Here is a 23394-nt window from a genome sequence, read left to right on the forward strand (position 1 = left end):
AATCTATGAAAGTCCTGAAATTCGGGGGAACAACCGTTGGCTCTGTCCAAAACATCCTCACCTTGCTAGACATACTTGCCGACGAAGCGAAATCAGAGAAACCGGTTGTGGTGTTATCGGCCATGAGCGGTGTGACCAATCTGCTGGCAAGCATGGCCGACATTGCTGCCGACGGCAAAAACTACCTGCATTACCTAGAGGAACTGGAGCAGCAGCACCTGGAAGTTGCTCGTGGCCTGCTGGACAAGGAGCGCTACCAGGCAGTGAACAGCCAGCTGAAGGAGTACTTTATAGAGTTGGAAGGATTGCTACAGGGAGTTTCTTCGTTGCGTGAGCTTACCCCCAAAACTAAGGATTTGGTGCTTAGCTACGGCGAACGCTGCACGACTCTGCTTGTGAGCAAAGCGGCTACAGCGCGCTTCCCGGAAGCCCGGTATGTGGACGCGTCGCAGTTAATCAAGACAGACAGCAGCTTTGGGCATGCACGGGTGCAACAGGAGACCACTGACCTGTTGGTGCGCTCCTTCTACCACGAGCACAAAGATGAGCTGCTTTTCGTGACAGGCTTTATTGCCAGTGACGACTACGGGCAGATCACCACGCTTGGCCGTGGTGGCTCTGATTATACCGCCGCGCTGATAGGTGCTGCCCTAGGCTGTACTGAGATCCAAATATGGACCGATGTGAACGGTATGCTGACCGCGGACCCAAAGATGGTGAAGAAGGCGATTCCGCTCACGGAGCTTTCATACATCGAGGCCATGGAACTGTCGTACTTCGGTGCGCGGGTAATCTACCCACCTTCCATGACCCCGGCCTTTATGAAGCGGATTCCGCTCAATATCCGCAATATCAACAATCCAGGCTTCCCCGGAACGGCCATACGCCATGACACGCAGAAGAATGGGACCAGCATCAAAGGGATCTCGTCTATAAACCAGGTTAGCATCATCAACCTGCAGGGCAGTGGCATGGTGGGCAAAGCCGGGTATAGCGGGCGCCTCTTCTCGCTGCTGTCCCGCGAGCAGATCAATGTGATCCTGATCACCCAGGCTTCGTCAGAGCACAGCATCACGTTTGCCTTGCACCCGACAGACGCACCCAAAGCGAAGCGCCTCATTGAGCAGGAGTTTGAACTGGAACTGAGAGCCGAGAAACTGGAAGTCCCTACGATTGAGCAGGACCTGTCGGTGCTGGCCATTGTGGGCGAGAACATGAAGGAGACACCGGGCATTTCGGGCAAGCTCTTCCATGCGCTGGGCCGTAATGGCGTGAACGTGCGCGCCATTGCCCAGGGCTCTTCGGAGTATAACATCTCCGTTATCATCCTGCACCAGGACCTGACCAAGGCGCTGAACAGCGTACACGACGCGTTTTTCACTGAGCTCAAAAAGTCTTTGCACCTCTTCTGCCTGGGAACCGGTAACATTAGCAGCACTTTAATCAAGCAGTTACAGGAACACCAGAACTTCCTGCAGCAGCACAATGGCATACAGGTAAAGGTGGTCGGCATCAGTAACAGCCGCCAGATGGTCTTTGACGCGGATGGGTTGCCTCTGGAAAACTGGAAGGAGGTGCTCGAGGCAGCCGGTGAGCCCGCAGACCTGCCGGAGTTCATCTCGCGTATGAAGCAGATGAACTTGCCCAACTGCGTGCTGGCAGACAATACCGCCAGCCCTGCCCCTATCCGCTATTACGAGGAAGTGTTTAAGTCAAACATCTCCATCGTTACTTGCAACAAAATAGGAAACTCGTCTGATTATCAGCAGTATAAACTTTTTAAAGACACTGCGTTTCAGCACGGTGTAGACTTTTATTACGAGACGAATGTGGGTGCTGGCCTACCGATTGTCCGCACCTTGAAAGACCTGATGATGAGTGGTGACCGGGTTCAGCGCATTGAAGCGATCCTGTCTGGTACGATCTCGTTTATCTTTAACAACTTTAAAGGCGATGCGTCTTTCCATGACGTCGTGAAGTCGGCGCAGGAGAAAGGGTATACCGAGCCGGACCCGCGCGATGACCTGAGCGGCATGGATTTCATGCGTAAAATCCTGATCCTGGCACGCGATGCTGGTTACCCATTGGAGGCAAAGGATGTGCAGATCGATAATATCCTGCCCCCTTCCTGCCTGCAGGCGACGTCGGTTTCAGAATTTTATGCGGAGTTAAAGGCGGCTGAAGGATACTTCCGATCGATGAAAGACACGGCGGAAAGCCAGGGCAAGGTGTTACGCTACATTGGTACGCTGGATGAAGGCAAGGCATCCATCTCCCTGCAGATGGTAGACGAAAGCCATCCATTTTACACCCTCTCCGGCAGCGACAACATCATCTCCTTCACCACCGACCGGTATAAAGAACGCCCAATGGTGGTAAAGGGGCCGGGAGCAGGCGCTGAGGTAACAGCCGCAGGCGTATTCGCCGATATCGTGAACGTAGGCGCACATTAAGGCCCAATGCCGTCAACCTAAGAAAAAACTGTCATTTCGAACGCTAGTGAGAAATCTGACACATGGCTCTACTGTATCTTAATTTAGATTTCTCACGTGGGTCGAAATGACAAAATCTATACATTGACTCCTTAAGTTGACGACATTGCATTAAGGCCTGTCTGTGTAAAAGCATGCTACCGCTTCAACTATGTGGAAAATCGAACTAATCAGGGGCAATCAAACTACCCAGATTTCTCCCGTAGGTCGAAATGACAGCGAAGCCTAAAAGTTAGAACAAGTGTTAATTAAAAGCCCCCGCTATTATGACAACAGCGGGGGCTTTTTTTTATACTGTACTTGATACTTGCGTATCACGTTTAGCTAGGTGCAGCTAAAACTTAAGCGTATACCTCGTTCTTCGCTGCTTTTAGCGTATTTTTGAGCAGCATGGCAATCGTGAGCGGGCCAACACCTCCTGGCACCGGTGTGATGTAGCTGCTCTTCGGGGCCACCTCGTCAAAGTTAACATCTCCTTTCAAGCGGAAACCTGATTTGCGAGAAGCGTCTGGCACACGGGTTGTGCCCACGTCAATCACTACCACGCCGTCTTTCACCATATCGGCAGTAACAAATTCTGGTTTACCGATGGCAGCAATGATGATATCAGCCTGGCGGGTATAAGACGGCAGATCCACGGTGCGGCTGTGGCAGATGGTTACGGTGCAGTTACCTGGGTAAGCACTCTTTGCCATCAAAATACTCATAGGAGAACCCACAATGTTGCTGCGGCCAATCACCACGCAGTGCTTGCCGCTCGTCTCGATCTGGTAACGCTCCAGCAGCTGCAAAATACCAGCAGGCGTGGCAGGCAGGTAAGCCGGCAGGCCTGCCACCATGCGTCCCACGTTGGTTGGGTGAAAGCCGTCCACATCCTTCCGTGGGTCAATGGCCTCCAGCACCTTCTCTGGGTCGATGTGCTTGGGCAAAGGCAGCTGAACGATAAAGCCATCAATGGCATCGTTCTGGTTCAGTTCTTCAATTTTATTCAGCAGCTCGGCTTCTGTGATAGTGTCTTCGTAGTGGAACAGCGAGGACTCGAATCCTACGAGCTCGCAGGCCAGCACCTTGTTGTTCACATAGGTCACGGAGCCACCGTCGTTCCCGACGAGTATGGCTGCCAGGTGTGGGGCACGGGCACCACCGGCTTTCAATGCAGCTACCTCAGCAGCTATCTCTTGTTGTATGGCTTCAGATGTTTTTTTGCCGTCGAGCAGGGTCATAGTATACTTGCGAATTTTTAATTACGAATGGTTTGAATACGTGATTTACCAGGAAGTTGCATTAAGTAAAAAGCCCCGCCGCGCGGTGGCACGTTGGGGCTTGGTGTATTTAGTCGAGTTTAAGCACAGCTAAGAAGGCTTCTTGCGGAATCTCCACGTTACCTACCTGGCGCATGCGTTTCTTACCTTTCTTCTGTTTCTCGAGCAGTTTGCGCTTACGCGAAATATCCCCGCCGTAGCATTTTGCCAACACGTTCTTACGCATTGCTTTGACCGTTTCGCGGGAAATGATCTTCTGCCCGATAGCTGCCTGAATGGCGATCTCGAACATTTGGCGCGGGAGCAGCTCGCGCAGCTTCTCGCAGAGGCGTTTGCCCCAGTCGTATGCCTTGTCGCGGTGCACGATGGCGCTCAGCGCATCTACCTTCTCACCGTTCAACATAATGTCCAGCTTCACCATGTTCGATGGCCGGAAACCGATCAGTTCATAATCGAGAGAGGCATAGCCGCGCGAGATAGTCTTCAGTTTGTCAAAGAAGTCAAACACGATCTCTGCGAGCGGCATTTCAAAGCTCATCTCCACCCGATCGCTGGTCAGGTATGTTTGGTTCTTCAGGATACCGCGCTTGTCCATACAAAGCGTAATGATCGGACCCACAAACTCAGACTTCGTGATGATCTGCGCTTTAATGTACGGCTCCTCAATATGGTCGATGTAGTTCGGCTCAGGCATTTCTGAAGGCGCATTCACCTTCACCATGTTCTCTTTGGTGGTATAAGCATGGAACTGTACCGATGGTACCGTGGTAATCACAGTCATATCGAACTCGCGCTCCAAACGCTCCTGCACGATTTCCATGTGCAGCATACCCAGGAATCCGCAACGGAAACCAAAGCCGAGTGCCGCTGACGTTTCAGGTTCCCATACCAGGGAAGCGTCATTCAGTTGCAGCTTCTCCATCGAGCTGCGCAACTCTTCGTATTCACTGGTCTCTACCGGGTAAATGCCCGCAAATACCATTGGCTTCACGTCCTCAAACCCCTGTATACCTAGCGCCGGGCGGTCTACGTGGGTGATGGTATCCCCAACTTTTACTTCCTTGGCGTTCTTGATACCGGAAATAAGGTAGCCCACGTTACCGGCCCCCATTTCCTGGCGCGCCTCCTGGTTTAGTTTGAGTACCCCAATTTCGTCGGCCTCGTAGGTTTTTCCTGTGTTGATGAACTTTACCTTCTGCCCTTTTTTCAGGGTGCCGTTGAAGATACGGAAGTAAACCTCGATGCCGCGGTAGGAGTTGAAAACAGAGTCGAAGATCAGGGCCTGCAACGGTGCCTCCGGGTCGCCCTTTGGAGCCGGGATGCGGTCACAGATGGCATTCAGGATATCTTCTATACCAATGCCTGATTTACCCGAGGCCAGGATGATGTCCTCCTGGTCGCAGCCAATCAGCTCAATGATCTGGTCTGACACCTCCTCTGGCATGGCGTGCGGCAAGTCGATCTTGTTTAGCACCGGAATGATCTCCAGATCGTTGCCGATGGCCAGGTAGAGGTTCGAGATGGTCTGTGCCTCGATCCCCTGCGAGGAGTCCACGATCAGCAAAGCGCCTTCGCAGGCCGCAATGGAGCGGGATACCTCATAAGAGAAATCGACGTGACCAGGCGTGTCGATCAGGTTCAGTACATACTCCTCCCCTTTATAATGGTAGTTCATCTGGATGGCGTGGCTCTTGATGGTGATGCCGCGCTCGCGCTCCAGGTCCATGTTATCCAACAACTGGTTTTGCATCTCACGCTCTGCCACCGTAGAGGTAAACTCTAGCAGGCGGTCGGCCAGGGTACTTTTGCCGTGGTCAATGTGGGCGATGATGCAGAAATTTCGGATGTTCTTCATAAATATCTATACGAAGAACAAAGTTAAGAAGAAAGTGCGTTTCTCACCGGTTTCAGCGCTAAGATTTATATAATAGGCGCCCCGCCGCTTACTATTGCCATGGATTACAAGCATTAACCCTCTACCGGGCTACATAACACACATGCCTGATTCCCGTTCATGTAATGAATGATCTATAATTTGTAAAACTATATATTTATGGATCGAACAATGAGGCAATTCAATTTTGTGTTTTGAAAAATGACTTGCATCCGCACGGAGTGCTACCCTATGAACGAACGCCTAAATAAAGAACTAACCGAGCAGGAAATCGCTGCCCTGCAGTTAGAAGTGAAAAAACTAAAACAGAAATGCGCTTTCCTGGAAAAGGTAGTGCACGAGGTACCTGCCAATATTTATATCTCTGACTTGCAGGAGGGAGTAGTTTGGTGCAATAAAACGAATGAAGAAACTCTGGGATATACCCTGGAGGAAATCAAGGAAATGGGCGGCATAAAGTACTTTGAAAAGATAGTGCACCCCGAAGACCAAAACATACCCGAGGACAGCGTGATCCATTATCAGCATATGGAAGAGCCCCAGTTTGGCGGCTTATTTCGTGCAAAACACAAGAACAGCTCCGAGTATAAATGGTATATGGGTTGGTCGAAGGTGCTGAGCAATAACCCCGATGGGACAGTGAAGCACATCATCTCGGTGGACGTGGATATGAGCCAGCAGATGAACACGGACACGCAACTCACCATCGCGCTGAAAGAAAGCCTGAAGCTAAAGAACAAGCTGCTCATCAACAGCCTCCGAAAACGGGAAGTGGAAGTGCTTGACCTGATTTGTAAAGGCTATAGCACCAGCGCCATTGCTGATGAGCTTTACATCAGCACGAATACCGTCAGCACCCATCGGAAAAACATCCAACGCAAGCTCGGCACCAAAAATGTGGCCGACCTGGTAATACTGGCAAAGGAGGCCGGGCTAGGCTAAGCAGCCTTTCAATTCTATTAAAAGCAATCTCCCTAAAGCTTTGATTTCGTGCGGAAAAGGAATGTAGGTACTCACTTGCTATCCTGGCGGCTGCAGGATTCTCTGCTTTAAATGACTATATTCGCATCAAAATTTGAAAAAACTTGTTTCGTAGACATGCAAGCAACTACTGTAGAACCATATAAACCAGTCAACCATATCCGGATTGTCACAGCGGCATCTTTGTTTGATGGCCACGATGCGGCAATCAACATCATGCGCCGTATCATACAGGCGTCAGGGGCTGAGGTGATCCACTTGGGCCATAACCGCTCGGTACAGGAAATCGTGGATTGCGCGATCCAGGAAGACGCGCAGGCCATTGCCATCACCTCTTACCAGGGGGGCCACATCGAGTACTTTAAGTATATGTATGATCTGCTGCAGGAACGCGGTAGCAGCCACATCCGCATTTTCGGCGGCGGCGGCGGGGTGATACTCCCTGCTGAGATCGAGGAACTGCATGGCCACGGCATCGCCCGCATTTACTCTCCGGACGATGGACGCGCCATGGGTTTGCAGGGTATGATCAACGACATGCTGCACAAGTGCGACTTCCCGACAGGCCAGAACCTAAACGGCGAGGCCAAGCACCTGCAGGATAAAGACCCGAAGGCCATTGCCCGCTTGATCTCGGCTGCCGAGAACTTCCCGGAAGAGGCCCGCGTCATTCTGGATGAGGTGAAGGAGCAGGCAAAAGCAGTCAAAACCCCTGTTTTAGGCATAACAGGCACGGGCGGTGCCGGTAAATCGTCGTTGGTAGACGAGTTGGTGCGCCGCTTCCTGACGGACTTCCCGGACAAAAAGATCGCGATCATCTCTGTAGACCCGTCGAAGCGCAAAACGGGTGGAGCGTTGCTAGGCGACAGAATCCGCATGAACTCCATCTCTAACGAGCGGGTATACATGCGCTCGCTGGCCACCCGCCAGAGCAACCTGGCCTTGAGCAAGTATGTGCAGGACGCTGTGGACATCGTGAAGGCCGCTCAATTCAACCTGATCATACTGGAAACATCCGGTATCGGGCAATCCGACACTGAGATCATCGAGCACTCCGACACGAGCCTGTACGTGATGACACCAGAGTACGGCGCCGCCACGCAGCTGGAGAAGATCGATATGCTGGACTTTGCCGATGTGATTGCCCTTAACAAGTTCGACAAGCGCGGTGCCCTGGATGCCCTGCGCGACGTGAAGAAGCAGTACAAGCGCAACCACCAGCTTTGGGACGTGAGCGACGAGGAGATTCCCGTGTTCGGCACCATCGCCTCGCAGTTCAACGACCCGGGCATGAACCAGCTCTACCGGGCCATCATGGCGAAGATAGCAGAGAAGACGGGTATAGCGTTTGACTCTAACCTACAAACTTCAAAGGAGATGTCGGAGAAGGTATACATTATCCCTCCTGCCCGCACCCGCTACTTGTCTGAGATATCTGAGACCATCCGCAACTACGACAAGTGGAGCAAGGACCAGGCAGAGATTGCACAGAAGCTGTACGGCATCAAAAAGTCTATCGAGGCGGTACAGGGCATCGAGGTAGAGGACAAAGACCGCCTGGTAAAGCAGCTGGAGCACGCCTACGCTGAGGTAGAACTGAACCTGGACGGGCAGAACAAGAAGATACTTGAGAACTGGAACGAAAAGGTACAAGCCTACAAAAATGAGTTTTACATTTTTAAGGTTCGCGACAAAGAGATCAAGATCAAAACCCATACAGAGTCGCTTTCTCATTTACAGATTCCGAAGGTGGCCACACCGCGCTACGAGGCCTGGGGAGACCTGCTGAAGTGGAACCTGCAGGAAAACGTGCCGGGTGAGTTCCCATACACCGCGGGGGTGTTCCCGTTCAAGCGCGAAGGGGAAGACCCCACCCGTATGTTCGCGGGCGAGGGCGGACCGGAGCGCACCAACCGTCGCTTTCATTATGTGAGTCTGGGTATGCCAGCCAAGCGACTTTCTACAGCCTTCGACTCTGTGACGCTTTACGGTGAAGACCCGGACCACAGACCGGACATCTACGGCAAGATCGGTAACTCGGGCGTAAGCATCTGCTGCCTCGACGACGCGAAAAAGCTATACTCCGGCTTTAACCTGGCTGACCCGAAGACATCGGTATCCATGACCATCAACGGGCCGGCTGCTATCCTGACAGGCTTCTTCATGAACGCCGCCATCGACCAGCAGTGTGAGCTATACATCAAGGAGCATGGCATGGAAGCGGAGATTGATGCCAAAATTGACGCGATCTATAAAGAGAAAGGTTCACCACGCCCACGCTACCAGGGGCCGCTGCCTGAGGGCAACGACGGACTTGGCTTGATGCTTTTGGGAGTAACCGGCGACCAGGTATTGCCAGCTGAAGTATATGAGCCAATCAAGGAACGCACACTAGCAGCCGTTCGAGGCACTGTACAAGCAGATATTTTAAAGGAAGACCAGGCTCAGAACACCTGCATTTTCTCGACGGAGTTCTCACTGCGTTTGATGGGTGACGTGCAGCAGTATTTCATCAACCACAATGTGCGTAATTTCTACTCAGTCTCTATTTCGGGGTACCACATTGCGGAGGCTGGCGCGAACCCTATCTCGCAGTTGGCCTTCACCTTGGCAAATGGCTTCACGTTTGTAGAGTACTATGTGAGCCGTGGCATGGACATCAATAAGTTTGCCCCGAACCTAAGCTTCTTCTTCTCCAACGGCATCGACCCGGAGTATGCGGTGATTGGCCGTGTGGCCAGAAGGATCTGGGCAAAGGCGATGAAGCAGAAGTATGGCGCAGATGCCCGTTCGCAGATGCTGAAATACCATATCCAAACCTCGGGCCGCTCATTGCATGCGCAGGAAATCGACTTCAACGATATCCGAACTACTTTACAGGCGCTTTATGCGATCTATGACAACTGTAACTCGCTGCATACCAATGCATACGATGAAGCCATCACCACGCCAACAGAAGCATCTGTGCGTCGTGCCATGGCCATACAGCTGATCATTAACCGTGAGTTGGGCCTGGCCAAGAACGAGAATCCACTGCAGGGTTCATTCATCATCGAAGAGCTGACTGACCTGGTGGAAGAAGCCGTTTTGGTTGAATTCGACCGTATAACAGAGCGCGGTGGTGTGTTGGGCGCGATGGAGACAATGTACCAGCGCGGCAAGATACAGGAGGAGAGTTTATACTATGAAACGCTAAAGCACAACGGCGATTACCCGATCATCGGAGTAAACACCTTCCTGTCGTCTAAAGGCTCTCCAACTGTTATCCCGACAGAGGTTATCCGGGCAACGGAGGAAGAGAAGCAATACCAGATCAACATGGTGCATGGGCTCCAGAACCGCAATGCGGATAAAGCAGCCGAGTTATTGAAGCAATTACAACAGGTTGCGATCACCAATGGTAACATATTCGGTGAGCTGATGGAAACGGTGAAATACTGCTCCCTTGGCCAAATTACCAACGCTTTGTTTGAGGTTGGCGGTCAGTACCGCAGAAACATGTAAAGGATACATTAACATAGTATACACTACCCGCGAAGCCCTACCGAAACGTATGGCTTCGCTTTTTTTAGAGCTTGGTTGGTAATTAACTAACCATACCCTACCTCCTGCCGTAAGAACGAGCCAACACCTTCTGAATGGCACCAACCATGAAATCATCAAACACTAACATCTGGTCGTTCATTACACTGAGCGCATCCTTCTTTTTGCTGGGCACTATCGCTTATTACTTCTTCACGAAGCATGTGAAAGAAGTAAATTTTCAGATCGATTCGTTGGATGAAGACTCTGAGGATTATAGTTGAATTGCCCCAATCAAACGGGATGTCCGCACGCCCGAATAGGCCTAGGAACAGCTAAAAAGGAGGTTTAAAAGCAGTAAGTGCGTGCTCACTAGAATAATTGGGTTAATTTTGAGTATCCCTAGAACTAATCAGGATAGGTTTCCGTTAATGCTAAAAAATATGTCTCAGCATGCGTTAACTCCACCCATATGAAAAGCATTACTACCCTATCCTCTTTTTTCCTTATCGGCACCACGATTAGCCTTCTAATCACGAACTGGATACAGCCCGTTAAACACAGCAGCAAAAGTGCGGAAGATGACTTCCACCTGTACTTATAAAAAATAAATAGCTTCACAAGCTATATGAGAAGCCGCAGGCCTTACTAAAGGGTGCGGCTTTTTTTATAAATCCAATCAACATTTGCACCTCTCTTGATGGGTGTTTTTTGAGATGCCTCATTATACCATGCCCTCATAAAAGGAAAACACTGGAGGGAGCTTCTTCTGTTTGCCTCAAAATTGGTAGCTTTGCAACTTTGCCGCTACCAAGCGGTATACTTAATTTTTGATAGCGCCATCTGGTGCAAAAAACTATACTATGGATTTAAAAGAGAAAATCAGCTACATTATTGGCCGGGACATGGCGAGCAATTTACAAAAGCAGGGTATTTCCATCGATGCCGATCCGTTTATTAAAGGCATGAAGGAAGTGTTGGAGGGCAAGCCATCCATCCTTTCGCAGGAGGAAGTGCAGCAGGCCATGATGGCCTTGCAGCAGGAAATGGCAGAAAAGCAGAATTCTGCCGGCTCTGATAACAAGGAAGCAGGCGAGGCATTTTTAGCTGAGAACAAAGAGAAAGAAGGTGTACAGACCCTACCAAGCGGCTTGCAGTATCAGGTACTGAAAGAGGGCACGGGCAAATCGCCATCACAAACGGACACCGTGACCACCCATTACCACGGCACCCTGATTGACGGCACTGTATTTGACTCAAGCTATGAGCGCAACGAGCCTGCTACCTTCCCGGTGAACGGTGTTATTGCGGGCTGGACAGAGGCATTGCAGTTAATGAAGGAAGGCGCCAAGTGGAGACTATTTATCCCGTCTAACCTGGCTTACGGCGCACAGGGCGCAGGTGGAGCTATCGGCCCACACTCTACGCTTGTATTTGACGTAGAACTGCTGAAAGTTAAATAAGCTTTAGCTTCGCAACATAAAAAAGGCCGCCACGGGTATTTACCTGAAGCGGCCTTTTTTACGTTTACATGATTTTTAAAAGTTAGGCCAGGCACGAAACTGGTTGCATATTGCGTAGCCAACGGAAGGCTTCTTGCTGGTACAGGGTATGCTGAATGATGAGAAAATTGTTATCCTGCATCAGTTCATCCCCGTTCATGTCGGCAACCAGGCCATAGTACATGGTAATGGGCAGCACGATAGCCATGAAAACAGTATCTCCCACCAAACGCAACATCTCCGGGAATACGCTTCCGAACACCCATTGCTGGTCGTTACGGCGGATTCTGTGCCTGTGCTGGAAGTCTAAGAGCATTTTACGCGGCTTATAGGTATAAACTTCCTGTAGTAAAAGCCTATACCCCGCCCGCACATCCGTCGAGTCAACGTCTCCTTTCCATTTTACCACCAACACCTCTTCGGTGCTGTCGTAGTGGATCTCAAAATTATTTACCGCATCTGTAACCAAATGCGTGTTGTCTAGTGATAGTGTAGTATTGGAGCAGGTATTTAATAACATCAGTTTGGTAGATCAAAAGTCATCAAACAATGGCAAACGCAGTATGGCAATCGGCGCACAGAATAATAGTAACTTATACTTGCAAAGCTGCAATTTTGGAAGTTAAAAAACAAGTTTATAATATATTTCTATTATTTAATATGATAATTAATTACGTCTTTGCATATATATACTAATAAGATATAACTTGTGCCAATTGGGTGCTGGGCCTCGAAAAGGTAAATCAAACAAAACCCAATAAACACCGTTCTAAATCATCATACCACTATCAAAAAAACTACACACACGTATGGCAAACGATCCTAATGAAGGGAAAAAATTCTTAGACAGCGTTCATCAGTTTTTTGACCACGCTGCCAGTTTTTCAAAGTTAAGCCCCGGCATACTAGCCCAGATAAAAGCCCCCAACAGTGTTTACAAGGTGTCTTTCCCTGTGGAGATTGAGGGCAAAATTGAAGTTATTGAGGGTATCCGCGTGCAACACTCGCACCACAAGTTGCCGTCGAAAGGCGGTATCCGCTACAGCATGCAGGTGGATGAAGACGAGGTGAAAGCGCTAGCCACCCTCATGACGTTTAAATGCGCCGTGGTGGACGTGCCTTTTGGAGGTGCCAAAGGTGGTGTGAAGATCAACCCGCGTACAAGTTCTGTTAAAACCCTGGAGAGTGTTACCCGCCGCTATGCCACTGAGCTTATCAAGAAAAACCTGATCGGACCGGGCATTGACGTACCTGCGCCGGATTACGGTACAGGCAGCCGTGAAATGGCTTGGATAGCGGACACCTACCAGACATTTAAGTATGGCGAAACCAGTGCCTTAGGTTGTGTTACGGGTAAGCCCGTAGGCCAGGGCGGTATACGCGGAAGAGCGGAAGCGACCGGCTTAGGTATATATTATGGCATCCGGGAGACGTTAACAGACACTGAGCTGCTGAAAGGCAAGGGCCTGGAGGGCCAAAGCCTGCAGGGAAAACGCATAATCGTGCAGGGACTCGGTAATGTGGGTTACCACGCAGCCTATTTCTGCCAGCAGGATGGCGCTGTGATTGTAGGTATCGCTGAACGAGAGGGTGGTATATTCAACTCGAATGGCATAGATGTGGAAGAGGCCTTCAGCCATAGAAGCCAGAACGGTTCTATCCTTAACTTCAAGGATTGCAAGAACTACGATAATTCTACTGAGCTTTTGGAAATGGAGTGCGACATTCTGATTCCTGCCGCACTCGAAAACGTGATTCACAGCGGTAACGCTGCCAATGTGAAAGCCAAGATTGTAGCAGAGGGAGCCAATGGCCCGGTAACGCGCGAAGCTGAGGAGATTCTGATACGAAAGGGCATAATCATTATTCCTGACTTATACCTGAATGCAGGGGGTGTAACGGTATCTTACTTTGAGTGGCTGAAGAACTTATCAAATGTACGCTTCGGGCGTATGGGCAAACGCGCGGAAGAGGCAAGTTACCTCCGTCTGGTAAATGCCATTGAGTCTTCGTCCGGTAAGAGCCTGACACCGCAGGAGCGTGCCTTCCTGACTCAAGGATCGGATGAGATCAGTTTGGTTCGATCAGGCTTGGAGGATACCATGATCAATGCGTACCATGAAATCCGTGACGTGATGCAATTGAAGAATATCCCGGATTTGCGTACGGCAGCCTTCTTAACGGCCATCGAGAAAATCGGCGTCAGCTACGAGTCGTTGGGTATCTTCCCTTGATTAGTAAAAGTAATTAGCCACAGCATAGCAAGGTCAGGACTTTACAGGCAACACAGCCAGGTCCTGGCCTTTTTTTATGCTTGAAAGCCAGTGAAGCGCCTCTTCCTGGTCTGTAAAATAATTAAAGTGCACATAGTCCTGGTGATTGCTCGACGAAGAAACAATATAATTTGACACTACTGCCTTAAAGTGCTCCTCAGTGAAAACTACGGCTACATGGATGTCATGCTGCAACAGATTGTATGACCTTTTATAGCATTCTGTAGCTAGCCAAGCCTCCTGCTCCCGGTTTAGAGAGCCAATTAATGTTAGATTAGTGCAGATGAGCGTAATGGGGTTATTCGTTACAGAATATTGCAAGGCGGCCAGATGTGCACTAACAAACTCTGAATTATCTGGTTTATACAACCATTTAATAATTAAAACATTGCATGCTATAACGTGCGATATCTTTACATATGGCGTTTCGTATATCACCATCTGGATCCATATAATTTTTATGTATGAACACGTAAGATAGAGTATTAGTAGAAACCCACAAAGGATTTTTATTGAAATTATATTAATTCATATCACCTAATATACTAGTGCAAAAAATTGCACAATATTATTCAAGTCCTCTTAAGATCTGAGTCCATCAAACAATAGCTAAGCTGCATTTAACGCCTCTGAGCAGAAGGCCTGGTTATTGTTTTGCCCTAACCGTTTGCAGCCGCAAACAAAAAAGGCGATTGCAGAAAGTTTCACCTTTCTGCAATCGCCTTTAGCAGCTCAAAAACCATTAACTAGCTGTTATTGATCGCCAGCCATTTATTGTAGATTTTATCTTGCACCTTGCTTGGATTAGCGATCCGCTCAAAGCGGTAGCGTATGCTGTTGTCCTTTAGCAATGGGATATTCAGCGTCTTCACTTTGCCATCACGCACGATCAGCACTTCGGCCGTGTCGCCAATGCGCATCCGTTCGATATAGTTGTCGACGTCGCTTCCGACACGATACCCATTCACGGCAATGATCTCGTCGTTCACGTTCAGGCCGCCTTCGTAAGCACTGCTCCCGCGATTAACGCCGCGCACCAGCACTTTGCCATCCGATACAGAAGTAGATGCTCCCCAGCTTACTGCATTGTTCCCTTCGTTCACGTTTACTAACCTAAGACCAGCTGCGTCAAAATAAGCGTTATAGTCCGGGGTTTCGGTGCCGTTCACATAGTTCTTGAAAAAGCTGTCCATGTTGCGGCCAGAGATACGCTCAACGGCCTCCTTAAATTCCGCTTCCTGGAAGCCTCGGCCAAGCTTCTTGTAATACCGGTTATACATATACTGCATCACGTCATCCAGAGACTTATTGCCATCTGTGGCTTCCATAACCTCCATGTTCAGCAAATGCCCCAGCACTCCGCCTTTGGAGTAGTAAGACACCTCGGCATTGTTTGAATTTTCGGTGCGACGGTAATACTTAATCCAGGCATCAAAACTTGCCTCTGACACTGCCTGCACTTTATTGCCTGGGGTATTCTCTACAGCATGTATAGTACCCGACACAATATCAAGGTAACGTTGCGGGGAATAAAAATTAGCACGGCGCACAATCAGGTCGTCGTAATAGCTAGTGATCCCTTCTGACACCCAAAGCAGGTCTGTATAGTTCTCCTGGTTATAGTTAAAGGGGCCAAGCGGAAGCGGGCGCAAGCGCTTCACGTTCCAGAGGTGGAAATACTCGTGCGCCACCAACGCCAGAAAGCCATTGTAACCAGATTCGGTGCCATAGTTCCAGCGTGATGCCTGCAACGTGGTAGAGTTTAGGTGCTCTAAGCCGCCGCCGCCACGGTTCAGGTTATGCACGATGAACAGGTAACGGTCTACCGGCAACTCCCCTATCACCTTGACAGCCTCTTCTGTCACCTTCTGCATGTCCGCTAGCAGACGTGACACCTCAAAGTTGCCTTCGCCGTAAATGGCCACTTCATGTGGCACGCCGGCAGTGGTGAAGGTATGGACCTCATGGTTGCCGATTTCCAGTGGTGAATCGGCCAGGATGTCGTAGTTGGGGAATGCATAGGTAAATTTGGCTGTGTTCTTGAGGCCCGTTGATACTTTGCCCCATCCCTCAAATGGCTTCACAACCAAGGTTCCGTTCAGGCTCTCATACCCCTCCGGGTACATAAACACGCTGGTACCGTTTACATAACCATGCGAAGCATCCAAAAAACTGGTGCGCACGCTCATTTCAAAGGCATACACGTCGTAAGATGCGCGCACTATGTTGGCTTTGTTGCTATATACCCGCCATGTGTTCTTATCGATTTTCTCTGAGCGTAGCGCCTTGCCGCTCTGGTCGGTTGCCTTGAAGTCCTCTATGTTTTTAGCGAACTCCCGCACCAGATAAGAGCCTGGCGCCCAAACGGGAAGCGTGAAATCAACATAGTTTTTCTTGGCGCCCGTCAGTTCTGCCTCTACCTCAAAGTAATGGGTATGGGGGGCAGGCATAGAAAGGGTATAGCGTAATTCAGCGGCAAGTGCCGCTGCTGTGTTAGCTACACTAATAAAAGCAAGCAGTAGTAGAGAAAGGGTAAATCGCTTTCGTTTGAGCATATGTTAGTATGAGTTTTAATGAAAATACAGGCATTATACCACAAATACCGTGATTTTCAAAATCACTCGCTACTCTATACCCCCAAAGTGCAACTAAGAGGCTTGAGAAAATTGCTCGCCGTCCAGCCAAGCTTCGGCAGAAGCGGCAGTGCAAAATGTGTTCATTATCACGAAGGAATTATAGGTATGCATCCCGCTTGTACCCACCTCATTTAGCAGTTTATTGTAACAAGCCTCTGGCAACACATAAGCCACATAATTACCTGTTCCCAACGCCATCATGAGCCTTGGAAAGAAATCCACTTGCAACCATCTCTCTTCTGACTCGTGTAGGCATCCAGAAGCTGTAAAATCTAAAACCCACTGCTTAATATGTGATTCAACTGCAAACGCCAGCACTTGCAGAAGGCTTTCCCTGAACAGATCCTCATCCTGCACTTTGGCAGCAAAATTCAACGTCACACGACCTCGATTTGTATCTGATGTCACTTCCAAAGTATCTGTAGACAATACCCTCATCACCTCTCCTTTTATAGCAGTTTATACAAAAATATACTTTTCTATATAAAAAGGCTAAACGTTTATTAAAATGTTTCAAATTAGCTCAATAAATAAGTAAGCAGACTCCAATGCATTGTAAACGGTCAAATTTGGCAAGCCAAAATTTAGCCAAAGCATGTATGCCTTGAATACCCATCACCTTGAATTCGATAAAATCTGACTTTGGCATGGTTCTTCCATATTGTTGTCAGCACATCAATACAAAACGCTATGAAAAAGACGTTCGCCATGCTCGCTTTCCCTTTATTAACACTGGCCATTCTATCCTGGACAAACCCAACGCATTTTACGATTTCTCAATCAGCCGAAAAAATCAGTGCCACGCTGCCGCACGAGGTCACTTCTCCTGAAATCATTGATACCCATAACAAGAAAATACAACCCCAACGCTCTAAGCTTGATCCTGAATCCACGAAAGTTGTGACGTATGCCCTTAGCCTCATGGGCGCGCCCTATGTGTATGCCGGCATTACGCCCGACGGTTTTGATTGCTCAGGTTTTATCACCCATGTTTTTGACAGCGTCGGAGTGGATCTGCCGCATTCCTCGGCAATGCAGGCTAGTGAAGGGCAGCAAATTACCCCGGCAGCGGCGGTTAGTGGAGACTTGATTATTTTTACTGGAACAGACGCGACCATACGCGAACCGGGCCATGTGGGTCTGATCATTTCCGGATTGGGCGAGCCGATTGAGTTTGTGCATGCATCATCAAACGGCGGCGTGAAAATAAGCCAGTTGGACGGCACCGGTTATGAAAACCGGTTTTTGGAGATAAGGCGTGTGCTTTAAATCATACCTCCTACAACAAGATCGGCTCCTTTATACGTACACAAAGCCATAGCACAGCTAGCAACTTGCTGTTGTATAAACCCGAAAAGCTATGGTACACCCCTACCTTATCAATACACTCAATGCACTGGTCCTTATAATAGCCGGCTTAGTGGTATATTTTACAAATCCGGCCAAGCCACCTACCGCCCTGATCGTCCCGCTTGTGGGCTTGCTCCTGTTGGCCTGCACCTACCATCTGCGTAAGCACAATCGCTTCGTGTTTAACACGGTAACAGCACTCACACTACTGGTGGGGTTCATGATTGTATGGTTGTTAAATTTGAACACTTTTAGCTGGAACTTGCGCCACCTCCTGCTGGTGGCCATGGCAGCCAGCTGCTTTTTGGCCGTTGTGGTCTACGTTGGTACTTTTATAAGAGAACGTAGACTGCGGGACAACCGGATTTATAAAGACGATTTGTAACAGGGCTGGGTATAAAAAGAAACACCTGATGTAGCCCGTCAAGATACATCAGGTGTTTCAGAATCCTAAAAAGTCTTACCAAGCGGCTTCCTGTGATACAGGTTACCATCCGAAGACCAATGTAATGCATGCTGTGTAAACAGCAAAATCCCGTTTACGAAGCCATTTCACGGTTTAGGTGAATACTATTACGTAGGCTTGATAACACTTGTTTGGGATTAGACATCAGCACCTCCTTTCTCGTTAGTCCAACATAACACCACCTTCGCAACCAGCATGTAACTAGCTTTGATGACAGTGCTGTAGCACTCGCTACTTATTGTAAAGATATATTTTTAGCTGAAAGTTCACAATGAAATGAATATTATTTTTATATTTTTTCGAGAACGCGCTATTATCGACTTTTAGGCTGCTGTAAACTACTCTATAATAAACGGCCTGATAATTGCCTCCTTTAATTGGATCGATCTTTTAGGCTTTTTTATCTACGGTTTTACCTGACTTAGATTATTTTTCTGCAAAGGATCGCATCAGCGGATGATATTATTCATTATATTTCGATTCACTCACAACTAACTTTATATAAAATGAAAAAGCAGTTCTTAGCGCTCTTTGTATTTATGTTTTTTGCAAGCGCTGCCTGGGCTCAAACGGTATCACCGCTAGGGGTGTGGACGAACCAGGATGGCAAGGCTAAATTTGAAATCTACAAATGCGGCGACAATCTTTGCGGAAAGATCGTTTCTCTGAAAGAGCCCAATCGTAACGGCAAGGCTAAAGTAGACGAACATAACCCGGATACAAAATACCAAAACAGGCCACTGATGGGGCTAGTCTTTCTGAAAGGCTTTCAGTATGATGGCAACAACAAATGGGATGATGGCACTATTTACGATCCGGAAAGCGGAAAGACTTACTCTTGCTACATGAAAATGCTTGGCAAAAACGTGATGGAGGTGAAAGGTTATATCGGCATCTCGCTCATTGGCAGAGCCCAAACCTGGACAAGGGTAGAATAGCTTATAAAACACAAAAGGGATTGCGCAATGCAATCCCTTTTGTCACCCTTTCTATATTATACTGTTAATCAAGTCATTGTGTTTCAAATAATAAGAAATTTAAAACACATTCAGTATTAGGTAAGTCTTATCCCGGAAAGTAAACTCCTCTCCTATAGCTTTTCCCATCATTACCTTAAACAACGGTGACATTCCTGAGATAGCAAAAAAGGATTCTCCATCCACTTTGATTTCCCCCATGCTCACGCCGATATAATAATGCTGTAGCTCGGTTTGCACTACAGCCCCCATTGATACTTCCTTATTTATCTTAGTAGCGTTGATATTACGCAGTATACTCATAGTCCGGATCAGTTCATCCAGCTGCCGGGCATACATATCCCGCTGTATCTGACAGTTCTCCCTAAACGACTCAAACTTATCTTCCATAGCCCCCTGGTGCTCATTGGCGCTTTGCTGCGCTTCATCCATGGCAGCCTTCGCAGCTTTAATCTGCTCATTAAGTATTCTAGTGCATTCCTGCAGCAGCCGTTTCTTCGTTTCTAGTTCTTGTGTTAGCATTTCCATAGTTTACAATTCTCTCTATAAACAGTCTTTTCAATGGTGAGCGGCGGCATAAAAGCAGCAACAAGGTAAGCTACTGTTGATGTTTTCTTTATCTGAAAGTCGTAATGATTTTGTGTCCTGGTGTTAGCACAAAGGCTGCCTCCACTCTATGCCTAAAACTATTTTACCCGCAGAGTGTTTAAGTGGTAAATTATCAAATGTCATTAAACGATTTTTTTAAACGAATGTTGGGCCACGGTACTGGCCAGGCAACCTGCCAGAAGCTGCTCCGTCCCCAGAGATACAGAGCGGCCTATCAGGCTTGGATGGCAGAACAGGTATACCTGCACTGGACTGGGCCTTTGTTTAAGTCGTACCATTACCAAAAAGCTACATTGCAAGGCCCTTTGCGAGTACAGCTGGTAAACGAAGCCAACAGGAATGGGCTGATTTTTTTCTATGCGCCCCAAATCAGCCCGCGCAATTTTACGTTTTTTTTTGACTTTTTAAAAGACCGTGTGCAGGAACAGGGCTACCAGCTGCACAGTTGCGATACGTTGGAAGTAAAGCACGAGCGATATACCGAACAGATAGAGAAGCACTTGCTTACCCCCCCGGCTTCCGACTTGCCAGGCACGCAAATCTGTAACCAACAGTATGGCAATGTGCTGTTAGATTACATTAAGGTAAACAAGCAACCAGGATATATCCGCTTTGTCACGAATGCCTATAACGACAGCTACTTTTCAAAGCCCCTCCCCTTCGACGAACTGCTGGAGAAAGTGCTAGCGCCAAATCAGACAAAGAATGCCTGAATGCGTATAAACCCCTAACAGATTCTATCTGCGGGCGCAAATCACCGCTTTCAAATCCTATTAATTTTGGATACATTTATAGAGTAATCAGATCGGTCACCCCTATATGTTGCGTATGCACCAACGTTTACTGTTATTGGTATTTGCTTTATTGTTTTCACTCGTTGCAAAAGCCACACACATCGTCGGCGGCGAGTTTGAACTGCAGCACCTCAACAACTTCAATTACAGGATTACGCTAAACCTGTATTTCGATGCCGTGAACGGAAGCCCCGGTGCGCTCGATCCTTCCATTACCGTCAACTTCTTCAGCAAGGCGACTAACCAGCGTATTGCTTCGCAGGAAATGTCCATACAGCAGCAATCTTTGGTGCCCTATACCAATATCGACTGTACGGTAGGGCAATTGGTTACCCGTAAAATAGTTTACTACCAGACCATTTACCTGGACCCCCTGAAATTCAACAACCCCAGCGGCTATTATGTAACCTGGGAGCGCTGTTGCCGGAATGGAACCATTAATAACATCATCTCGCCGCAGGACGCTGCCCAGACCTTTTACATGGAGTTTCCGCCAGTGGTACGCGACGGCAATTTTTTCCAGAACTCATCTCCTATTCTGTTTCCACCACTCAGTGACTATGCCTGCGTGAACGAGATGTTCTATTTCGATTTTAATGGTACTGACCCCGATGGGGACTCTATTGTGTATGACATGGTTACGCCCTTAAACGGGTTTACCAACCAGGCCATGCCTATTTACACGATTCCCCCACGCGCGGCCCCATACCCCCTGATCCGGTGGCAGAACGGCTACGGCGAAAATAACCAAGTCAGAGGCTCCCCTCCCATTAACATCGATCGCAATTCTGGCCTGCTGACCATGAAGCCCAGTCAAAAAGGGTTGTTTGTGTTCGGCATTAGGGCCCAGGAGTTTAGGGCAGGGGTAAAAATCGGGGAAGTGCGCCGCGATTTCCAGGTGCTGGTACTGGATTGCCCACGCAATAACACCCCCATTATAACTGCCCGCGAGCAGGGCAAAGAGGATTTTTATACCCGTGGCACGGTACTGCGCATCGGCCCGAATGATAACCGCTGTGTCGATATTTTCTTTACAGACCCGGACAAGAATGAATTTCTGGAAGTGCGCGCCCGGCCAGTCAATTTCGCAGGGCAGGAATTCACGTTTCAGGGTCCTGTCTCCGGCACGATCAATAAAGGCACTGCGCTAGACTCGCTGAAAGCCACACTCTGCTTTGCGCCTTGCTTTGATACCGGAGGCAAAGTATTTGAGTTGGACCTTATCGTGAGGGACGATGGCTGTAGCCTTCCCCGCCAGGATACCGTTCGGTTGAGCATAACCGTAGACCCTATACCCGATACTCCACCCAGCATTGCTCTCTCTACACCCAACCGGGTATTTCAGGTAAAGTCAGGAGATCAACTCTCGTTTGATGTGCTGGGCATAGACCCCGATGAAGACATAGTTTCGCTGACTGCCGAAGGCGAAGGCTTTACGCTCGCCGAGTTGGAAATTAAATTTGAAGGCGGAAGTGCCACCGGAAGCATACGCAGGCCTTTTGTATGGGATATTGATTGTAGCTCCCTCCAACGCGACTCCTACAAAGTGAACTTCAAGCTAACGTCTACCGTCTGTGGCAAGCCCGTTACCCGCACCCTGGCCATCGAGGTACAACCCGATAACTCCAACAACATACCAACCCTTACAACAGATCAGTTAAACCGCGTCATCGAGTTAGAGGTGGGGCAACCGTTTACAGCCCAGTTTTTAGGAAGCGATATCGACTTGGATCTTCTGGCCCTTATGGCGCAGGGCGAGGGCTTCGACCTGGCAACTTATGGCATGGCCTTTAACAGCACAGGCGGCAATGGCGAAGCAAAAGGCACCTTTATTTGGACGCCAACCTGCGCAGCCGTCAGCCAAAACCCGCTGCGCGTGAAGTATACCTTGACCGAGGATGCCTGCGCTCCGAACACTGCCCAAGACCTGGTGCTGGAGTTCAAGGTAAAGGACACCAACAACGCACCTGTGCTTACCTCCGACCAATCAGTGCTGGTGTTCGCCCTGAAGTTGAATGAAGACTTCGAGGCAAATTTTGCAGGCACAGACATAGACCTGGACAACCTGATATTGTCGGCTGCCGGAGATGGCTTTAACCTCGAAGACTATGGGATGAGTTTTGAAAGCACACCGGGCAAAGGTAATGCTGCCGGTGTTTTCCGGATGAAGGGGCTCTGTATAGCAGCAGAACAGGAGGTGGTGCGTGTTAACTTCCAACTAAATGAGGATGCCTGTACCCCTGCGCCTCAAACACTAACCATGGAGTTCAGAGTGGAAGCCCCCAAAATAGGTGATTTTATACCTGCAAACATCTTCACGCCAAACAACGACGGCAAAAACGATTTCTTTGAGGTGCCGGGACTGCCCCAGGAATTCTGCTCTGCCGTGTTCTCAGGCATCCGTATCTTCAACCGCTGGGGCAAGGAAGTATACCGCAGCCAGAACAGCGACTTTAAGTGGGATGGAAAGGATGTAAACGCCGGGGTTTATTTTTACGTGATTGACTATCAAAGCACTCAATTCAAAGGCTCTGTTACTTTAGTCAGGTAGTATATTAAAATCGACATTGGTGTTTAAAAGCAGCAGCCTCTCCTGAAATGAATCAAGAGAGGCTGCTGCTTTTTTATGTTTATCT

At 48.8% G+C, this 23394-nt stretch carries 17 protein-coding genes; 11 read left to right on the forward strand and 6 right to left on the reverse strand.

Annotation, left to right across the window (positions count from 1 at the left end; translation table 11 throughout):
• The first annotated feature begins 5 nt into the window (after window positions 1–5).
• Window positions 6–2453 (forward strand): bifunctional aspartate kinase/homoserine dehydrogenase I, encoded by a 2448-nt coding sequence (thrA, locus tag ACXYMU_RS08590; RefSeq protein ID WP_458985962.1) that lies wholly within the window; start codon window positions 6–8, stop codon window positions 2451–2453.
• 380 nt (window positions 2454–2833) lie between these two features.
• Here the strand turns inward: thrA and folD are convergent, their stop codons facing one another.
• Together folD and lepA are read right to left on the reverse strand one after the other, a co-directional pair.
• Window positions 2834–3715 carry a bifunctional methylenetetrahydrofolate dehydrogenase/methenyltetrahydrofolate cyclohydrolase FolD gene (gene folD, locus ACXYMU_RS08595; protein WP_458985963.1) on the reverse strand — a complete coding sequence of 294 codons (882 nt, stop codon included), beginning with the start codon at window positions 3713–3715 and terminating at the stop codon, window positions 2834–2836.
• Between the two features lie 109 nt (window positions 3716–3824).
• Entirely contained in the window at window positions 3825–5609 is a 1785-nt protein-coding gene (gene lepA, locus ACXYMU_RS08600) for a translation elongation factor 4 (RefSeq protein WP_458985964.1), read from the reverse strand.
• A 270-nt stretch (window positions 5610–5879) separates the two neighbouring features.
• On the opposite strand from lepA, the gene ACXYMU_RS08605 reads away from it, so the two are divergent.
• From ACXYMU_RS08605 to ACXYMU_RS08620, 4 genes are all read left to right on the forward strand, one after another.
• Window positions 5880–6590, forward strand: a complete 711-nt coding sequence (locus ACXYMU_RS08605) for a LuxR C-terminal-related transcriptional regulator (RefSeq protein ID WP_458985965.1) — start codon at window positions 5880–5882, stop codon at window positions 6588–6590.
• A 156-nt stretch (window positions 6591–6746) separates the two neighbouring features.
• Window positions 6747–10133, forward strand: a complete 3387-nt coding sequence (locus tag ACXYMU_RS08610) for a methylmalonyl-CoA mutase family protein (RefSeq protein WP_458985966.1) — start codon at window positions 6747–6749, stop codon at window positions 10131–10133.
• Between the two features lie 146 nt (window positions 10134–10279).
• The gene (locus ACXYMU_RS08615; RefSeq protein ID WP_458985967.1) at window positions 10280–10435 is read left to right on the forward strand and encodes a hypothetical protein; all 156 of its coding nucleotides are present in this window, start codon (window positions 10280–10282) and stop codon (window positions 10433–10435) included.
• Between the two features lie 579 nt (window positions 10436–11014).
• Complete coding sequence (locus ACXYMU_RS08620; RefSeq protein WP_458985968.1) at window positions 11015–11614, forward strand: FKBP-type peptidyl-prolyl cis-trans isomerase; 600 nt, start codon at window positions 11015–11017, stop codon at window positions 11612–11614.
• Window positions 11615–11696: 82 nt separating this feature from the next.
• On the opposite strand, the gene ACXYMU_RS08625 is transcribed toward ACXYMU_RS08620, so the two are convergent.
• A complete protein-coding gene (locus ACXYMU_RS08625; RefSeq protein ID WP_458985969.1) occupies window positions 11697–12122 on the reverse strand; it encodes a hypothetical protein in 426 nt (141 codons plus the stop codon).
• A 340-nt stretch (window positions 12123–12462) separates the two neighbouring features.
• Here ACXYMU_RS08625 and ACXYMU_RS08630 point away from each other — a divergent pair, with 340 nt between their 5' ends.
• Window positions 12463–13887 (forward strand): Glu/Leu/Phe/Val family dehydrogenase, encoded by a 1425-nt coding sequence (locus tag ACXYMU_RS08630; protein WP_458985970.1) that lies wholly within the window; start codon window positions 12463–12465, stop codon window positions 13885–13887.
• Between the two features lie 785 nt (window positions 13888–14672).
• Here the strand turns inward: ACXYMU_RS08630 and ACXYMU_RS08635 are convergent.
• Both ACXYMU_RS08635 and ACXYMU_RS08640 read right to left on the reverse strand, forming a co-directional pair.
• On the reverse strand, window positions 14673–16481 hold the full coding sequence (locus ACXYMU_RS08635; RefSeq protein ID WP_458985971.1) for a M61 family metallopeptidase: 1809 nt from the start codon (window positions 16479–16481) through the stop codon (window positions 14673–14675).
• 93 nt (window positions 16482–16574) lie between these two features.
• Entirely contained in the window at window positions 16575–16976 is a 402-nt protein-coding gene (locus ACXYMU_RS08640) for a hypothetical protein (RefSeq protein ID WP_458985972.1), read from the reverse strand.
• Window positions 16977–17252: 276 nt separating this feature from the next.
• Between ACXYMU_RS08640 and ACXYMU_RS08645 the strand changes: the two genes are divergently transcribed.
• The 3 genes from ACXYMU_RS08645 (at window position 17253) to ACXYMU_RS08655 (ending at window position 19316) form a co-directional block, all read left to right on the forward strand.
• A complete protein-coding gene (locus ACXYMU_RS08645; protein WP_458985973.1) occupies window positions 17253–17831 on the forward strand; it encodes a C40 family peptidase in 579 nt (192 codons plus the stop codon).
• Between the two features lie 91 nt (window positions 17832–17922).
• Complete coding sequence (locus ACXYMU_RS08650) at window positions 17923–18297, forward strand: hypothetical protein (RefSeq protein ID WP_458985974.1); 375 nt, start codon at window positions 17923–17925, stop codon at window positions 18295–18297.
• 587 nt (window positions 18298–18884) lie between these two features.
• Entirely contained in the window at window positions 18885–19316 is a 432-nt protein-coding gene (locus ACXYMU_RS08655) for a DUF2147 domain-containing protein (RefSeq protein WP_458985975.1), read from the forward strand.
• A gap of 99 nt (window positions 19317–19415) precedes the next feature.
• Here the strand turns inward: ACXYMU_RS08655 and ACXYMU_RS08660 are convergent, their stop codons facing one another.
• On the reverse strand, window positions 19416–19883 hold the full coding sequence (locus tag ACXYMU_RS08660; RefSeq protein WP_458985976.1) for a hypothetical protein: 468 nt from the start codon (window positions 19881–19883) through the stop codon (window positions 19416–19418).
• Between the two features lie 305 nt (window positions 19884–20188).
• On the opposite strand from ACXYMU_RS08660, the gene ACXYMU_RS08665 reads away from it, so the two are divergent.
• Together ACXYMU_RS08665 and ACXYMU_RS08670 are read left to right on the forward strand one after the other, a co-directional pair.
• A complete protein-coding gene (locus ACXYMU_RS08665) occupies window positions 20189–20677 on the forward strand; it encodes a hypothetical protein (protein WP_458985977.1) in 489 nt (162 codons plus the stop codon).
• A 115-nt stretch (window positions 20678–20792) separates the two neighbouring features.
• Entirely contained in the window at window positions 20793–23309 is a 2517-nt protein-coding gene (locus ACXYMU_RS08670; protein ID WP_458985978.1) for a gliding motility-associated C-terminal domain-containing protein, read from the forward strand.
• Window positions 23310–23394 lie beyond the last annotated feature (85 nt).

The organism is Pontibacter sp. CAU 1760, assembly GCF_054482735.1.